The organism is Sulfurospirillum diekertiae (assembly GCF_002309535.1).
Lineage (GTDB): Bacteria > Campylobacterota > Campylobacteria > Campylobacterales > Sulfurospirillaceae > Sulfurospirillum > Sulfurospirillum diekertiae.
On the sequence record NZ_CP023275.1, the window covers coordinates 1,353,920 to 1,371,225 of the forward strand.

Sequence of the window (17,306 nt, forward strand, 5' to 3'; positions counted from 1 at the left end):
TTATGTGTTTATCCATACCTTCTAAAGTCATCGAAATTGACGAAAATAATTATGCAACCGTTGATACTATGGGTGTTAAGCGTAAAGTAACGCTTGATTTGATTAGTGAGCCTGTGAATATTGGCGATTATGTCCTTATTCACGTGGGATTTGCTATGAACAAGATCAGTAAAGAACATGCAGAAGATAGCATCGCCGCTTACAATGAGATTGCAGAAGCGATGCGAGAAGGCGAGATCAGTGATGAAGAAGGAAATAGCAACTATGTTTGAAGTGGATCTCATTGAAGGATTTCGTGACCCTGAACATATGAAAGCTTTGGCGGCACTGATTAAAAAAGAGTGCAAATCCAAAATCAACATTATGGAAGTGTGTGGCGGTCATACGCATACGATTATGAAGTTTGGACTTCCACAAATTTTACCAGAGCTCATCGAATTTGTTCATGGTCCTGGGTGTCCTGTATGTATTATGCCAAAAGAACGGATTGATCATGCGATTGCATTAGCCAGTATGCCCAATACGATTTTAGCAACACTAGGCGATATGATAAGGGTTCCAGGCAGTAAAACCTCTTTGCAAAAACTGCGAGCAGAGGGTAAAGACATTCGCTCGTTGTATTCGCCATTGGATGTCATTAAAATTGCGCAGGAAAATCCTGATAAAAATGTGGTCTTTTTTGCGATTGGCTTTGAAACCACCACACCGATGAGTGCGGTTTTGATGCAACAAGCTATAGCACATAAACTGACCAATGTCTTTTTTCACATCAACCATGTCACCGTGCCTGAAGCGGTAGAGGCGATTATGGGCGATGGCAATGCACTCATTGATGCGTTTCTTGGACCTTCCCATGTGAGTGTCATTACGGGCTATAAAATCTATGAACCGATTGCAGAGAAATACCATACACCGATTGTCGTTGCTGGGTTTGAACCCACCGATGTGATGGAGTCTGTTTTACGCATTGTACGTCAAATCAATGAGGGTAAAAGCGTTGTTGAAAATGAATATGCCAGAGCCGTTTCACGCGAAGGCAATCTCAAAGCGCAGGAACTTATCAATACCTATTTTGAAAAACGTGATCACTTTAGATGGCGCGGTATTGGTGATATCCCCAAAAGTGCACTGAAACTAAGAGCTGAATATGCTGCTTATGATGCCGAGATTGTGTTTGATGCCATATTGCCTAAAACAGAACTGAATGACCATAAAATGTGCATTTGCGGTGACATTCTCAAAGGACGTGCCAAACCCTTTGACTGTAAAGTATTTGGTAAGGCGTGCACCCCAACGAACCCGATGGGCTCGTGTATGGTTTCAAGCGAAGGGGCATGTTCTGCCTACTTCAAATATGGAAAACTCAATCTCAAAGGAGCTAGAGCGTGAGTAAAAAGATACTTCTCTCTCATGGAGGTGGCGGTGAAGAGACCCAAAACCTCATTAAAGAGCTATTTTTTAAACATTTTGATAATGAAATTTTACTGCGTATGGAAGATGCTGCAAGCCTTGTGATGAACGACCGTAAAATTGCTTTTACAACGGATTCGTTTGTCGTTTCACCGCTTTTTTTTAAAGGTGGAAACATTGGTAAGCTTGCCATTGCGGGAACAGTCAATGATCTTTCGATGATGGGTGCGAAGCCTCGTTATATGACCTGTTCGTTTATGATCGAAGAGGGGTTTTTATATTCTCATCTTGAAGAGATTGTTATCGCGATGCGTGATGAGATGGCTAAAAGCGGCGTTAAAATTGTTGCAGGCGATACTAAGGTTGTACCAAAAGGTGGGGTTGATGGACTTTTCATTAACACGGCGGGTATTGGTGAAATCATGTATGAAAATATTTCGGCGCATAACTTAGAAGAGGGTGATTGCATCATCGTTTCCAATGAAATTGGTAATCACGGTGCCTGTATTTTGGCAACCCGTGAAGAGATAGAGCTGGAGAGCAATCTTCAAACAGACTGTGCAAGTTTATGGAAACCTGTTGAAGCACTCATTGATGCAGGTGTAAAGATTCATGCTCTAAGAGATGCCACCAGAGGAGGACTTAGTGCGGTTTTAAATGAATGGGCTGAGACTTCAAAAGTGTGCATTGAAGTCGATGAAGCAAAAATTCCTGTGGCGCAAGAGGTCAAAGGTATTTGTGAACTTCTTGGTTTCGAGCCTTATGAATTTGCCAATGAGGGAACCATGGTCATTTGTTTGCCTCAAAGTGAAGCGCAAAAAGCACTAGAGGTGCTTCAAAATTTCCCTGAAACCACCAAATGTGCCGTGATAGGAAAGGTAAGCAATGCCTTTACATGTAAAGTAGTTTTACATACTCCTTGGGGGTCGGAGCGCTTTTTAGAACCGCCTAAAGGTGAGTTACTTCCGAGGATTTGCTAATGCATGAGTTTTCCATCGTCAATGCTCTTTTAGAGATGTGCGACAAAAATGCAAAAGAGCACAATGCAACAAAAATTACGAAAGTTGAAATTAAAATTGGAAAACTTAGTGGTGTAGAACCTCATTTATTGCAAACGGCTTTTGATACCTTTAAAGAGGAGACCATCTGTGCTGAGGCAGAATTTATTGTGCATCTGCAAGAGATTGTTATTCATTGTGAAAATTGTCACAATGAAGCAACTCTCACACACAATGAGTTTGTTTGCCCCACTTGTAGCAGTACTGATTTACGTGTCATCGATGGCGAAGAGATGTACCTCATGCATCTTGAAATGGAGTAAAGAGAGGCTAAGAGTGCATAATGTATAATCAATGATACTATATTATGTTTCTACACGAGAACTTTACTAAGGATTCCAATGCTAAATGAGTTACGACATGCAACCCTTGAAGACTTGCCTGAGATCATTAAGATCTATAATGAGGCAATCAAAGATGGTATTTCTACTGCGGATAGCAAAACGGTAAGCGTAGAAGACAAAATAGAGTGGTTTAAGGCTCATGATGCATTACACCCGATCTTAGTTAAAGAGTACCATGGTCGTATCATCGCGTGGATCAGTTTGCAACCTTTTTATGCCAACTTGTTGGCCTATGCTCACAGTGCTCGCATCAATATCTATATTGATAAAAACTTTCAAGGTAAAAAGCTTGGACAACAGTTTTTATGTGAAGCGATTGAGCAAGCAAAGAGTTATGAAATTAAAACACTTTTAGCTCTTATCTTTTCGGAAAATACGCCAAGCCTAAAGCTTTTTAAAAAATTAGGCTTTAAAGAATGGGGAAATCTCAATCGTATTGCTACGATTGAAGGAATTGATAAAGACCTTTTAATACTTGGGCATCGTATTCAAGAATAGTGACAATGAAAAAAGAAGTTTCGATTATCTTTGACATGGATGGCACATTGGTTGACTCAAGTGCTGCAATGACCAACAGTGTTAATTACGTACGCAATACGCTAGGGCTTGCTCCTATTGCCAAAGAGTTTTTGGAGTATTATATTAACCAACCTGATCAGCATCTCCCAAAGATTTTTTACAATACGGATGAGTATGATCCTGCTCATCGTGCTTTGTTTAAAGAGCATTATATGCACTTTTCACCCAGTATGATTTCTCTCTATCCTGATGTCAAAGAGCTATTGCATATTCTGAGTGAAAAAGCCTACTTGAGTATTGCCACCAATGCAAGTGATTTTTTTGCACGCCATATGTTACAAGAACTGAACATTATTGATTATTTTTCAAGTATTGTGGGTGCCAATAATGTGGCAGAACCAAAACCGAGTCCATTAATGGTATACCGCTTAATGGAGGAGTTAGGAAGTGCACCTTCTAAAACTATTCTTGTGGGAGACAGCATTAAAGACGAACTTGCTGCCTCGAATGCTGGAATTCGTTTTATTTTTGCGTTATGGGGTTATGGTACAAGCGAAACAGCAAAACTTCGTGTCCATACTATTCATGAACTTTTAGGACTTTTGAACACGTTTATTTAAAAAGCTCCAATGGCAATTCAAGTGTTCTCTGAAGGATATGCACAGGCGTTTTAATTGTATCCATGATTAAATGTGTTTCTATCTTTGGATCTGTTGTTTGTCCCGTCACATTGACATTGGTTGCGATTCTTTTATCATCCCCCAATATAATACCTCCTACTAAAGGAATCATATCAATGGCGGAGCTAAAGGATTTAAGCGTCTTGATTTGTAATTGAAGATCCAATGAGCTAGTGTTTAAATCAACCATACCTGCACCTACAATATCTGCGTTAGAGCCACGAAGTTGAAGCTCTTTAACATGTAACGCCTCTTTGGTTTGATTATATTCTATATAACCATTATCCACAAAATAGCCCTCAGAATTAAAGTTTGGATCATTAAAGACAAGCAGTGACGGAATGGCATTGATTGTCGCCATCAGATTATTAAAAAATTTAAGGTCTTTGATAAATGTTTTATGCATGATCAATGTACCTTTCATAGTGTTACTATCTTTGCCTTCAATCGTCAGTGAAAAATCACCTTGATGGAAATAAGGTCGATTTAAAAGGGCATTGGCTGCATCAGCATCCATAGCCGTCGCTTGGATGCCAAAGCTTCCTTTGTGTTCTTCATATTCAAAAGAAGATTTACCACGTTTTGAATTAAGATGAACGCGATCTTTATACAGTGTCATTGTATAGCGTTCACTCAAGACTGTTCTATTGTTATCGGTATCGATTAAGGAGGAGTTTTCCCCAAAAACGGTAGTCTTGATCGGTATATCCAGAGGATCATCACCATGGGGTAGAGAGATATTAAGATCTTTTACATGTAAGGTTAAATCTTTATCAAAATGAAGTGAGAGTTTATTGTTTGTTGTACTGGCATCAAGTGTTTTAGTATTTGTTTGTAATGCAATTTCAAAATCACGTATTGGCTCTCGGTTTTCTAAAAGAGGTGTCGAAACATTATGAAGATTGATTTTGGCATCAAAGTTTTCAAAGTCTTTTGTTTTGAGGTTTACAGATCCTTGATGCAGTGAATTATTATGCATAAAAGGCGAATAGTCTGCAAGTTTGGAAAGATCATTGACAAGAAATTGGTTATTGTCTTTTTCAAAAATAATGGTGGTATCCAGGTCGGGCAAAAGCATTTGTGTCGTATTGTTTTCAATGGCAAAAGAGGCATTTTGATTGACAAGATTTGTAAGCGATAAAAGTGTTGTACCACTAAAATCAAGGAAGAGTGAATTAATATCAATCACTCCATCATAACGGCTCTTTTTTGCATCAAAAATACCAGTTGCATTAATATCAAAAAGGTTTTTATAGCGCATATTGGTATGATCAAGTGTAATGGCAAAATTATCCAGTTTGACTTCTCCCGCTTTTGTAGACATAGGAACGCCACTTAAAATAAAGTTGCTTGGTGAGAGTTTGAAACTACCTGTTGCATTGATGTCATAAGGAAGAAATTTAATATCAAGTCTCACATGCGCATCTGTTTTGCCAGAGGTTTGTGTGATAGGGACGTCAATTTTAAAAGCATGTAAAATTTTATGTATTGGTGCATCAAGCTTCGATGTAGCCGTAAGATCAACTACGATACCCGTTCCCTTTGCGATGAGATTATAGATATAAACATCTGCTTTATCAATCACTTTTTGCTCATAGGTTGGTTCTTTAATGTCAAAAAGAAGTTTATCATTTTTAAATTCAATGCCAATCTCTTTGACATGTGCTGCTGGAACGCTTGGCTCAAAGCTAATCGTAGCATCTTTAACCGTTGCACTTCCATGCATGGATTGTGGAAAATAATCCAGTGTTTCAATATTGAATTGACCTTCAAAAAAATGAAGAATATACTCTTTTCCCACAATATTTTTATCGATCCAGTCTTTTGCAATTTGATCAAGTTCCACATGCGATACAATAAAATCCATAAGATCTTTGAGATTTTTATTGTTAAACGGTTCGCTTTGTAAATGATAGGTAAGAAGCTTGTCTTTAAGATCGAGAATTGCAGTGCCTTGAAGTCCAAATGTCTCAAAATCTCCTTCGAAAGAGTAGCGCTTCTCTTTGAGATCAATTTTGGTTTTTCCCTTTACATGTAAAGCTAAATCTTTAAGATATGCTTCTTGAATTTCAATCTCCAAGCTCCACTTTTCGACAGGGGTAATAATAAGATTGACACTCAGATGTTGGCTATCAAGAATAAACGTATTTTGTTCGTAGCGTAGTTTAATTTTTTCGTTATCGTAGATCAAATTATCGATGATAATTTGGCTAAAAAATTGATCAAGGTACGGAAAGTTTTTAATAATTTCAGCACTCTCTTCCAAGGATGTCGTATTTTGCGTTTGTTTCTTGATTTCGAGAGTTTGGATATTCACAATCAATTTTTTATCTAGTTTAATATATAATTGATCAATTTTTAACGTTGGTAATGTTAGATTATCGATCGAAATGCCATTTACTAAGGTCCCAATTAATGCTACGACAGAAAGAACTATGAATAGTAAAAGTATCCAAATATTCCTAATAGTATGTGATGTTGCTTTAATAATCATGTATTCACTTCTCTTTCACTTGTCCAGACCTATGACTTCTAGCTCAGTTGCTTTTGTGCCACAAGGCTCAATAGGGCAAATTATATCATATATGGTTGATAAAAATTTTGACCTACACGATAAAGTGGATAAATATCTTCTGTATATTATTGGTAAACCTCAATCAGGTTGGGTGAGTATCAATCCTAGTCCTCTCACTCGAGGTGATTTTCTTTACAAGCTTTCTCATGCTAAAGCGCCATTAAAGGTTGTTACGTACATTCCAGGTGAGACTAAGGAGCTTTTATTTGTGCAAATTGCCCTTGCATTTGATCTCTCCTATGAAAAATTAATGCAAGAATATGCCCTTGCAACGCCTTATGTCGAAGGATTTCTTGTACCTGATACATACTATATTCCTGTAGGTATTAATGAAAAACATCTGGTGCATTTTTTATTGGCGAATGCCAAAAAATACCATAAAGATGTTTTTGAAAAGATCTTTGGTGAGTTTAATGAAGCAAAATGGCAAAAGTTTTTAGTCATTGCTTCTATTATTCAAAAAGAGGCAGCCAATGCGGAAGAGATGCCTCTGGTTTCATCCGTTATCTACAATCGTCTTAAAAAAGATATGAAGCTTCAAATGGATGGTACGCTAAACTATGGGCAATATTCTCATACAAAGATAACACCACAGCGTATTCGTGAAGATACTTCGCCGTATAATACCTATATGTATAAAGGTTTGCCACCCAATCCTGTGTGTAGTGTGAGTAAGGAGGCTATTTTTGCCGCCATTTTTCCAAAGCAGACGAATTATCTCTATTTTGTTAAAAATAAAAATGGTACACATACCTTTTCACAGACCTATGAGACACATTTGGAAAATATAAAAAATTAATGACGTAAATTTAATAAAGCAAAATAAAGAAACTGGTAGCATTAACAAAATCTAGTTAAAAAAAAGGGGTTATTATGGTTCAACCAACAAGTAAAATCATCTATACGAAAGTCGATGAAGCTCCCGCTCTTGCAACGTACTCTTTGTTGCCGATTATTCAGGCATTTACGGCAAGTTCTAACATTGAGATGGAAATTCGAGATATCTCTTTGGCAGGTCGTATTTTGGCAAATTTTCCTGAAAATCTAACGGCAGCGCAAAAGGTTAATGACGATTTAACGTATTTAGGCAAACTTGCTAATCAGCCAGAAGCCAATATTATTAAACTTCCCAATATTAGTGCCTCTTTGCCACAACTTCAAGCAGCCATTAAAGAGCTTCAAGACAAGGGCTATAATGTTCCTAATTACCCAGAAAACCCTACAACAGAAGTTGAAAAAGAGATCAAAGCACGTTATGCTAAAGTTCTTGGAAGTGCAGTAAATCCCGTACTTCGTGAAGGAAACTCAGACAGACGCGCTCCATTATGTGTTAAAGAGTATGCCCGTAAAAATCCACATCGTATGGGAAAATGGACCAGTGATTCTGCTTCTCATGTTTCGTATATGAGCGAGGGTGACTTTTACGGTAATGAAAAATCGGTAACGGTACCAGAATCAATGAACGTCCGTATCGAACTTTTGGGAAAAGATGGTAAAACAACCGTTTTAAAAGAAAAACTAGCTCTTTTAAAAGATGAAATCATTGATGGAACCTATATGAGCAATAAAAAGCTCTCAGCATTTTTTGAAGCACAGATGGACGAGGCTAAAAAGAGCGGTATTCTTCTCTCTTTACACTTAAAAGCGACGATGATGAAAGTTAGTGATCCGATTATGTTTGGCTATGCAGTCAAAGCGTTTTTTAAAGATGTTTTTGAAAAATATGCCACACTTTTTAAAGAGATTGGTGTCAATGCCAACAATGGTCTAGGTGATCTTTATACCAAAATTGCCACGCTTCCAGATGCACAAAAAGCAGCGATTGAAGCAGATATTACAAATACATACACCAAACGTCCTAAACTTGCAATGGTTAATTCTGAGAAGGGAATTACAAATTTACATGTACCAAGCGATGTGATCATTGATGCATCCATGCCGGCATGTATTCGTGAGTCTGGCAAAATGTGGGGCGAAGATGGTGCTTTACATGATACCAAAGCATTGATTCCCGATCGTTGTTATGCGCGCATTTATGAAGAAACTATGAATTTTTGTAAGAAAAATGGTGCACTTGATCCTAAAACAATGGGTTCTGTTCCCAATGTTGGTTTGATGGCACAAAAAGCAGAAGAGTACGGTTCTCACGATAAAACGTTCCAGTGTGAAGCAGATGGTGTTGTGCGCATCGTCGATATTGCAACGGGAAAAGTTTTAATGGAACATAGCGTTGAAAAAGGTGATATTTACCGTGCATGTCAAGCGAAAGATGCACCGATCCGTGATTGGGTAAAACTGGCTATTAATCGTTCACGACTCAGTAAAACACCTGCTATTTTCTGGCTTGATCCCGTTCGTGCCCATGATAGAGAGATGATTAAAAAAGTTGAAAAATACCTCAAAGAATACGATCTTAAAGATCTTGATATTAAAATTATGACACCAGAAGAAGCCATTAATGTTTCCCTCTCACGTATTGTTAAAGGACTCGATACGATAGCCGTCACAGGTAATGTTTTACGTGATTATCTTACCGATCTTTTCCCTATCTTAGAAGTTGGAACATCGGCAAAAATGCTTTCTATCGTTCCTCTGATGAGTGGTGGTGGTTTATTTGAAACAGGTGCGGGTGGTTCTGCTCCAAAACACGTGCAACAATTTATCGAAGAAGATCACTTACGTTGGGACTCTTTAGGTGAATTTATGGCACTAACAGCGTCACTTGAACATCTCGATAATGTTGTAGGCAATAAAAAAGCTTCTATTTTGGCAAAAACACTTGATGCTGCCACTGGTAAGTTTTTGGATAACAACAAATCACCATCGTCAAAAGTAGGTGAGTTAGACAATCGTGGTAGCCATTTTTATTTAGCAATGTATTGGGCAGAAGCGTTGGCTGCACAAAATGATGATAAGGAACTTGCGGCACAGTTTAAACCACTCGCTGAGACACTCAAAGCCAATGAGCAAAAAATTATTCATGAGCTCAATGCTGTTCAAGGAAAGCCAGTTGATATGGGTGGATACTATATCCCGAATTTTGAAAAAACGAGCCAAGCAATGCGTCCTAGTGCTACGTTAAATAAAGCTTTGGATGAACTCAAAGCATAATTTTTGATTTACATGTAAAGAAGGAGTCTCATTGTCACAAGGGAAAAAAGTCTCTATTATTGGAGCAGGAAATGTTGGAGCCACGATTTGCTATTGGCTTGCAATGCGTAAAAGTTGTCGTGAGATTGTGATGATAGACCTTGTTGAGGGCGTTGCCATTGGTAAAGCCCTTGACATTTCCCAAGCGACGAGTCCTGAGGGCAGTCATACGCTTATTAGTGCCTCAAGCGATTATCAGCATATTTCAAACAGTGATATTGTGGTTATTACGGCAGGAAGTCCTAGAAAACCTGGTATGAGCAGAGATGATCTATTGATGATTAACGCGAAGATTACTAAAAGTATCATTGAACAAGTAAAAATTTATTCACCAGATGCCATCGTTATTACTGTTTCTAATCCATTGGATGCTATTACCTATGTTGCTATTAAAGCAGGCAATTACCCACGTGGGCGCGTTATCGGTATGGCAGGTATTTTAGATAGTTCTCGTATGGAAACATTTATTTCACGAAAACTTGGATTTGGTTACGGTCAAGTAACGGCAAGTGTTATGGGAGGCCATGGCGATGATATGGTTCCTTTACCTCGTTACTCTTCCGTCAATGGTGTAGCCCTGACAGATTTACTCAGTGATCTTGAAATTGATGAGATTATTGATAAAACACGTCATGGTGGAGCAGAAATTGTGGGTTATATGGGAACATCAGCTTATTATGCTCCCGCTAATTCAACGGTGAAGATGATTGAAGCTATTTTGAGTGACTCACGTGCTGTTTTCCCTTGTGCTGTATTACTGGATGGTGAGTACGGCTATCATGATACCGTTAACGGTGTACCCGTTGTTTTGGGCTCAAATGGTGTCGAAGAAATTGTTGAATTACCTCTAAATTTAAATGAGCAACATCAATTTGCAAAAAGTGTGAATTCCGTTAATGTTTTATTAGAAACATTGCGTAAAAATGAGTTTTTTCCCGACAAATAGAATTTCGTAACTTAAACGAGAGACAAAAAAAAGATATAGTTGAGTTTTTTATTGATTATGATGTTCAGATAACTATAGAGTCTTGGAATCGAAAGTTTAATTTAAGTCAAGCAGGGAGGTTTTATGAATATTCATGAGTATCAGGCAAAAGAGATCTTTAAGAGATACAATGTTCCCACACCCAACGGCTATGTCGCCTTTAACGTTGAAGAGGCTGTAGAAAACGCAAAGAAACTTGGTGGTTCTATTTGGGTGGTAAAAGCTCAAATTCACGCAGGTGGACGTGGTCTTGGTGGTGGTGTAAAACTCGCCCGAAGCCTGAATGAAGTGAAAACACTCACAAATGAAATTCTTGGTATGACTTTGGTCACACATCAGACTGGACCTGCGGGCAAACTGGTTCAAAAAGTCTATATTGAAGAAGGTGCTGATATTGCTGATGAGCTTTATCTTGGCGTTGTCTTGGATCGTGCACGTGAAATGCCTGTCATTATGGCATCACGCGAAGGTGGTATGGAGATTGAAAAAGTAGCAGCAGCGACTCCCGAAAAAATTATTAAAGTAGCCGTTGATCCCTTTATTGGTTTTCAAGCCTTTCATGGCAGGGAACTTGCTTATGGTTTAGGCCTTGCAAAAGAAGAGATCAGCAATTTTATTAAGTTTGCAGCAGCACTCTATAAAGTGTATATGGAAAATGATGCAGAGATGATCGAAATTAACCCTTTAGTGAAAACAAAAAGTGGTGCATTTATCGCATTGGATGGAAAAATGGGCTTTGATGACAACTCACTCTTCCGTCATCCAGACATTGAAGCAATGCGTGATCCAAGTGAAGAAAATCCAATTGAACGTGAAGCTGCTGGTTATGGACTAAGTTACGTTAAACTCGATGGCAATGTTGGCTGTATGGTCAATGGTGCAGGTCTTGCGATGGGTACGATGGATACCATTAACTACGTAGGTGGAAATCCTGCCAACTTCTTAGACGTGGGCGGTGGAGCCAATGCTCAAACCGTTGCAAAAGGCTTTGAGATTATTCTTAAAGACCCCAATGTTAAATCAATTTTTGTTAATATTTTTGGTGGAATTGTACGCTGTGATCGTATTGCCAATGGTATTTTGGAAGCAACAAAATTGGTGGATGTTCATGTTCCTGTCATTGTTCGTCTGGATGGCACCAATGCGAAAGAAGCCGCTCTAATTTTAAAAAATGCCAACATTAAAAATATTATTACTGCAAGTGATCTCAACGATGGTGCTGTTAAAGCCGTCGCTGCTGCTAAAGGAAACTAATTATGAGCATATTGATTGATAAAAATACAAAAGTAATTGTTCAAGGTTTTACGGGCAAAGAGGGAAGTTTTCATGCGGAGCAATGCCTCGCATACGGTACGAAAATCGTTGGTGGTGTTACTCCAGGAAAAGGTGGCACAGAACATTTAGGTCAACCTGTATTTAATACGGTTCGTGAAGCAGTTGTGGCAACAGGCGCAACAGTCAGTATGGTTTTTGTTCCACCTGCCTTTGTGGGGGACGCTGTTTTAGAAGCAGCAGATGCAGGCATTGAACTGGCTGTTATCATTACAGAAGGCTCACCCGTACGCGATATGCAAAGAGCTAAAGCGTATGCTGTTAAAAAAGGGATGAAAACGATTGGACCAAATTGTCCAGGGATTATTACCGCAGAAGAGTGCAAAATCGGCATTATGCCAGGCTCCATCTTCAAAAAAGGCAACATTGGCTTGATCAGTAAATCAGGTACATTAACCTATGAAGGCGCAAACCAAGTGTGTAATGAAGGCTTTGGTATTACCACAGCTGTGGGTATCGGAGGCGATCCTATTATAGGACTTTCCTATATTCAATTACTCCCTATGTTTGAAGCAGACCCTGAAACGGAAGCGATTGTGATGATCGGTGAAATTGGTGGAGATCTTGAAATTCAAGCAGCAAAATACATTAAAGAACACATTAAAAAACCTGTAGTTGCCTTTATCGCTGGACAAAGTGCCCCTAAGGGTAAACGTATGGGACATGCAGGTGCAATTGTAAGCGGTAGTGCTGGAACAGCAGCTGAAAAAATGGAAGCGCTTACAAAAGCTGGAGTACATGTTGTCAAATCACCTGCTGAGATAGGAAAAAAGATCGCAGAGGTTTTGAAAAAATAATATATTAAGTCTGCTAGATGTTACACTATTGTACAATCTAGTAAAGCCTTTTACGAAGCATTTGATATTTAGAGTTAAGATAAAGGAGAATGAAGAATGGGTTTAATTACTGCACCCAGTAATACACCAGTATGGGTTAATGTCTCTAGGTGTAAAGCGTGTGATATTTGTGTCAGCATGTGTCCTGCAGGTGTTTTGGGAATGATTCAAGCACCAAACTCGACACTGGGATCGATGATAGAGGTTGTAGCTCCAGATTCCTGTATTGGATGTAAAGATTGTGAATTACATTGTCCAGATTTTGCTATCTATGTAGCAGATAAAAGTGAATTTAAGTTTGCAAAACTTTCAGAGGCTTCTAAAGAGAGAGCTGAAAAAGTGAAACAAAATAAATTTAGAAAACTTAGCGCATAAGGATCATTGATGGCAAGAGAAGTAATATCAAGCGGCAATGCCTTAGTAGCAAAAGCTGCAGTAGAATGTGGATGTAAATTTTTTGGAGGCTATCCAATTACGCCTTCGAGTGAAATTGCTGAGGATTTGAGTAAACTGCTTCCAAAATTTGGTGGAAAATTTATCCAAATGGAAGATGAGATAGCTGGTATCTGTGTAGCACTTGGTGCTTCAATGAGTGGAACCAAGTCAATGACTGCTTCATCAGGCCCAGGAATTTCCCTCAAATCAGAGCAAATTGGTTACAGTTTTATCACGGAAGTTCCTTTGGTAATCGTTAATGTTATGCGTGGTGGTCCTTCAACGGGTCTTCCAACGCGTGTTTCTCAAGCGGATATTGGTCAAGCAAAATACCCAACACATGGTGATTTTGCTTCTATTTCACTTTGCCCTGGTAGTTTAGAGGAAGCCTATACTGAAACGATTAGAGCATTTAACATTGCTGAAAAATACATGACACCTGTTTTTGTTCTTTTGGATGAAACGCTCGGACATATGCATGGAAAAGCAATTCTTCCTGATCTTGCAGAAATTGAGAAAAGTGTGGTTAAACGTGCCGAATTTACAGGTGATCCAAAAGATTATAAACCTTATGCAGCTGCTCCAACAGAGCCTGCGGTTTTAAATCCTTTCTTTAAAGGGTACCATTACCATGTTACAGGTTTACATCATGGGGAAATGGGTTTTCCAACGGAAGATGGTACGATTTGTGAGTATAATATTGAGCGTTTAGTCAATAAAATCAAGACTAAAACAGATGATCTTGTTCATTATGAAGAGTTTATGCTTGAAGATGCGGATGTCTGTATTATTGCGTATGGTAGTATCTCTCGAGGGGCAAAAGAAGCGGTGATGAAACTTCGTCAAGATGGCATCAAAGCAGGTCTTTTTAGACCGATTACACTTTGGCCAAGCCCGGTTGCAAAACTACAAGAAATTGGTAAAAAATTCAAAAAAATTATGGTAACCGAACTCAACATGGGACAATATTTAGAAGAGATTGAGCGTGTTATGAAACGAGATGATTTTGCGACATTGCATAAAGCAAACGGTCGTCCAATCGCTCCCCTTGAAATGGTTGCTAAAGTTAAGGAGATGATGTAATGGCATTTAATTACGATAAATATCTACGTGTAGATAAAATGCCAACCTTATGGTGTTGGGGTTGTGGTGATGGTGTTATTCTAAAATCTGTTATTCGTGCAATCGATACAATGGGTTGGGATATGAATGATGTCTGTATTGTTTCAGGTATTGGTTGTAGTGGACGTTTTAGTTCTTACATTGATTGTAATACCGTTCATACAACGCATGGTCGTGCCATTGCGTATGCAACGGGTATTAAACTTGCCAATCCTGAAAAACATGTCATTGTTGTTACGGGTGACGGCGATGGTCTCGCCATTGGTGGTAACCATACGATTCATGGCTGTCGAAGAAATATTGATCTTAACCATGTTTTAATTAACAACTTTATTTACGGTTTGACCAATTCTCAAACGAGTCCAACCACACCACAAGGTATGTGGACAGCCACAGCAAACTATGGTAATGTTGACCCAACGTTTGATGCAGCACGCCTTGCCGATGCAGCAGGCGCTACATTTGTTGCTCGTGAATCCGTTCTTGATCCACAAAAATTGGAAAAAGTTTTGGTCGCAGGTTTTTCTCATAAAGGTTACTCTTTCTTTGATATATTCTCTAACTGTCACATCAACCTTGGACGTAAAAACAAAATGGGTGAAGCAGTCCAAAATCTTAAATGGATTGAAGGTCGCATTGTGGGTAAGAAAAAGTTTGACCTTTTAAGCGATGAAGAGCGTGTGGATAAATTCCCAACAGGTATCCTCAAACAAGAAGAGGGCAAACTCGAATACTGTGCTGCATATGACAAAGTCATTTATGCAGCACAAAATAAAACCACAGTACAGCTATAAGGAGCCCCTGATGAGAAGACAATTACGTTTCGTTGGCGTTGGTGGTCAGGGTGTTATCTTGGCGGGTGAGATTTTAGCAGTTGCAAAGATTAAAGAGGGCGGTTATGGTGTCAAAGCATCAACGTATACCTCTCAAGTGCGTGGCGGACCAACAAAAGTTGATATCTTGCTTGACGAGAGTGAAATCCTTTTTCCGTATGCCAATGAGGGTGAGATTGAGTTTATGATCGCTACAGCGCAAGTCAGCTTCAATCACTTTAAAAGTGGTGTAAAACCAGGTGCTATTATCGTTGTAGAACCAAACTTGGTGACTGTCAATGAGGAAGATCGTAAAAAATGGAAGATCGTTGAAATTCCTATTATTACGATTGCAAAAGAAGAGGTTGGCAATGTTATCACCCAATCGGTTGTGGCACTTTCCATTACCGTTGAAATGACAAAAGTGTTAGCCCATGATTTAGTCCGTGATGTAATGCTTTCTAAAGTACCAGAAAAAGTACATGCAGACAATATTAAAGCCTATGAACTTGGTATTAAATACGCTAAAGAAGCACTCGCTAAACTCTAAAATTTAAGCTCTTCGGGATAAATCCTGAAGAGCGAACTGCTTTACATGTAAAGATTTTTTTACAAAAACAACCACACCAGTAAGACCACTCCAAAGCCAAGATTAAACCAACTGATGCCATCTTCAAAGAGGTAGATAAGCATTTTATAGTTGTAGCTCTCAAGTGTAGTAGGGTGCATCGCCAAACCATTCTGGGCAAAAAGAACAATGTCCGTTGCATAAAAATAAGCGATGATTTCAGGAGCGATAAAAAAGAAAATAATCCCTAAAGCACTCCAAAGAGTCTTTTTAGGTTTCATATCGTTAAGGGCTTTTTGTGTGGCAGGATGACGCGCTATTTTTTGAAGTTTTTCTCTCACAAAAGACCTTTGGGAAGTTTTGAATGTGGAGCGGGTGACGGGAATCGGACCCGCTACTTTCAGCTTGGGAAGCTAACACTCTACCAATGAGTTACACCCGCATTTTAGAGGTGACATTATAGCATATCAAACTGATGTATACTTTTACATGTAAAAATTTTAGTTTGAAAGTGGAGTATAATGTTTGAGTATAAAATGGCAAAGGAGCTAAAATGACACACGGTATCAACGTCAAAAAGGCATTGAAACAGCAACAAAATGAACTTGATGATTTTACAATTTACAGTATGCTTTCCACGTCTGATAAGAATGGAGCCAATCAAATTATTTTTCGAAAAATTGCCGATGAAGAGAAAAGACATTACCTCTACCTTAAAATGTATACGCAAAAAGAACTGCAACCTCGCCCTCATGTTGTTTTTTTCTATCTTTTTTTATCTAAAATCGTAGGTATCTCTTTTACCCTCAAATTTTTAGAAAAACGTGAGGAGGGTGCTAAAGCATTTTACCAAGAGCTTATCGCCATTGATCCGAAAGCACAAGGTATTTTTGAGCAAGAGATGCACCATGAAATAGAGCTCATTGACATGTTACATGACAAGAAGCTCCTCTATGCGGGTGCCATCGTTTTAGGAATGAACGATGCCTTAGTTGAGTTAACAGGGACACTCAGTGGTATTGCTTTGGCATTTGATCGAAGTATCGTTGTGGGCGTTACGGGGCTTATTATGGGTATTGCAGCAGCACTGTCGATGGCAGGTTCTGCCTATTTGGAATCCAAAGAAAATATAGGGGATGAAGTCAAACCCTTGACGTATGCTCTTTATACAGGCATTTCGTATATTTTGACAACAGCACTGCTTGTTGCGCCTTTTTTTATCATAAATCAGATATCTGTAGCGATTATTTGGATGTTTATTGGAGCAATATTAACCATTTTTTTATACAATTTTTATATTTCGGTCGCAAAAGACTTGTCGTTTTGGCTACGTGTGCGTGAAATGTCTTATATTACCTTTGGTGTTGCGCTGATCTCATTTGGTATTGGTTATGTGGTTAAACACTATTTTGGCATTGAAATATAAGATGAATGATAGAATTTTGATGTAATTTTAAAAGAGAGATTTTTTTAAAACTTG

18 protein-coding genes and 1 tRNA gene are annotated in these 17,306 nt (G+C 38.6%); 16 read left to right on the top strand and 3 right to left on the bottom strand.

The genetic code is table 11. The features are described from left to right. The first annotated feature begins 2 nt into the window (after positions 1 to 2). The 6 genes from SJPD1_RS07000 to SJPD1_RS07025 all read left to right on the top strand — a co-directional run bounded on the left by SJPD1_RS07000 (position 3) and on the right by SJPD1_RS07025 (position 3,951). Positions 3 to 272: a HypC/HybG/HupF family hydrogenase formation chaperone gene (locus SJPD1_RS07000; RefSeq protein WP_096046583.1), complete on the top strand. Its 270-nt coding sequence runs from the start codon at positions 3 to 5 to the stop codon at positions 270 to 272. A gap of 1 nt (position 273) precedes the next feature. After that, entirely contained in the window at positions 274 to 1,389 is a 1,116-nt protein-coding gene (hypD, locus tag SJPD1_RS07005) for a hydrogenase formation protein HypD (protein WP_168171380.1), read from the top strand. Further along, complete coding sequence (gene hypE, locus SJPD1_RS07010; protein WP_096046585.1) at positions 1,386 to 2,390, top strand: hydrogenase expression/formation protein HypE; 1,005 nt, start codon at positions 1,386 to 1,388, stop codon at positions 2,388 to 2,390. Before hypD ends, hypE begins: the two co-directional genes overlap by 4 nt. Next, entirely contained in the window at positions 2,390 to 2,731 is a 342-nt protein-coding gene (hypA, locus tag SJPD1_RS07015; RefSeq protein ID WP_096046586.1) for a hydrogenase maturation nickel metallochaperone HypA, read from the top strand. The genes hypE and hypA overlap by 1 nt, the downstream gene beginning before the upstream one ends. Before the next feature lie 78 nt (positions 2,732 to 2,809). Beyond that, positions 2,810 to 3,310: a GNAT family N-acetyltransferase gene (locus tag SJPD1_RS07020; RefSeq protein ID WP_096046587.1), complete on the top strand. Its 501-nt coding sequence runs from the start codon at positions 2,810 to 2,812 to the stop codon at positions 3,308 to 3,310. Between the two features lie 5 nt (positions 3,311 to 3,315). After that, positions 3,316 to 3,951: an HAD family hydrolase gene (locus SJPD1_RS07025; protein WP_096046588.1), complete on the top strand. Its 636-nt coding sequence runs from the start codon at positions 3,316 to 3,318 to the stop codon at positions 3,949 to 3,951. Here SJPD1_RS07025 and SJPD1_RS07030 read toward each other — a convergent pair. After that, entirely contained in the window at positions 3,944 to 6,328 is a 2,385-nt protein-coding gene (locus SJPD1_RS07030) for a YhdP family protein (protein WP_226372267.1), read from the bottom strand. The genes SJPD1_RS07025 and SJPD1_RS07030 overlap by 8 nt on opposite strands. Positions 6,329 to 6,596: 268 nt before the next feature. Between SJPD1_RS07030 and mltG the strand changes: the two genes are divergently transcribed. From mltG to SJPD1_RS07075, 9 genes are all read left to right on the top strand, one after another. Continuing rightward, positions 6,597 to 7,385, top strand: a complete 789-nt coding sequence (gene mltG, locus SJPD1_RS07035; protein WP_420855358.1) for an endolytic transglycosylase MltG — start codon at positions 6,597 to 6,599, stop codon at positions 7,383 to 7,385. Positions 7,386 to 7,459: 74 nt separating this feature from the next. After that, positions 7,460 to 9,697: an NADP-dependent isocitrate dehydrogenase gene (locus SJPD1_RS07040; RefSeq protein WP_096046590.1), complete on the top strand. Its 2,238-nt coding sequence runs from the start codon at positions 7,460 to 7,462 to the stop codon at positions 9,695 to 9,697. Positions 9,698 to 9,728: 31 nt separating this feature from the next. Next, positions 9,729 to 10,682: a malate dehydrogenase gene (gene mdh / locus SJPD1_RS07045; RefSeq protein ID WP_096046591.1), complete on the top strand. Its 954-nt coding sequence runs from the start codon at positions 9,729 to 9,731 to the stop codon at positions 10,680 to 10,682. A gap of 123 nt (positions 10,683 to 10,805) precedes the next feature. After that, positions 10,806 to 11,975: an ADP-forming succinate--CoA ligase subunit beta gene (sucC, locus tag SJPD1_RS07050; RefSeq protein ID WP_096046592.1), complete on the top strand. Its 1,170-nt coding sequence runs from the start codon at positions 10,806 to 10,808 to the stop codon at positions 11,973 to 11,975. Positions 11,976 to 11,977: 2 nt separating this feature from the next. Further along, the gene (gene sucD, locus SJPD1_RS07055; protein ID WP_096046593.1) at positions 11,978 to 12,850 is read left to right on the top strand and encodes a succinate--CoA ligase subunit alpha; all 873 of its coding nucleotides are present in this window, start codon (positions 11,978 to 11,980) and stop codon (positions 12,848 to 12,850) included. Between the two features lie 96 nt (positions 12,851 to 12,946). Next, positions 12,947 to 13,264: a 4Fe-4S dicluster domain-containing protein gene (locus SJPD1_RS07060; protein ID WP_088437339.1), complete on the top strand. Its 318-nt coding sequence runs from the start codon at positions 12,947 to 12,949 to the stop codon at positions 13,262 to 13,264. 9 nt (positions 13,265 to 13,273) lie between these two features. Next, entirely contained in the window at positions 13,274 to 14,407 is a 1,134-nt protein-coding gene (locus SJPD1_RS07065; protein ID WP_096046594.1) for a 2-oxoglutarate synthase subunit alpha, read from the top strand. Then, positions 14,407 to 15,240 (top strand): 2-oxoglutarate ferredoxin oxidoreductase subunit beta, encoded by an 834-nt coding sequence (locus tag SJPD1_RS07070; protein ID WP_096046595.1) that lies wholly within the window; start codon positions 14,407 to 14,409, stop codon positions 15,238 to 15,240. Before SJPD1_RS07065 ends, SJPD1_RS07070 begins: the two co-directional genes overlap by 1 nt. A 10-nt stretch (positions 15,241 to 15,250) precedes the next feature. Further along, positions 15,251 to 15,808, top strand: a complete 558-nt coding sequence (locus SJPD1_RS07075) for a 2-oxoacid:acceptor oxidoreductase family protein (RefSeq protein WP_096046596.1) — start codon at positions 15,251 to 15,253, stop codon at positions 15,806 to 15,808. 59 nt (positions 15,809 to 15,867) lie between these two features. On the opposite strand, the gene SJPD1_RS07080 is transcribed toward SJPD1_RS07075, so the two are convergent. Further along, positions 15,868 to 16,167, bottom strand: a complete 300-nt coding sequence (locus SJPD1_RS07080; RefSeq protein ID WP_096046597.1) for a hypothetical protein — start codon at positions 16,165 to 16,167, stop codon at positions 15,868 to 15,870. A gap of 26 nt (positions 16,168 to 16,193) precedes the next feature. Further along, positions 16,194 to 16,268 (bottom strand) — tRNA-Gly (locus SJPD1_RS07085). Positions 16,269 to 16,379: 111 nt separating this feature from the next. On the opposite strand from SJPD1_RS07085, the gene SJPD1_RS07090 reads away from it, so the two are divergent. Continuing rightward, positions 16,380 to 17,252 carry a VIT1/CCC1 transporter family protein gene (locus SJPD1_RS07090; RefSeq protein ID WP_096046598.1) on the top strand — a complete coding sequence of 291 codons (873 nt, stop codon included), beginning with the start codon at positions 16,380 to 16,382 and terminating at the stop codon, positions 17,250 to 17,252. The last annotated feature ends 54 nt before the right edge of the window (positions 17,253 to 17,306 follow it).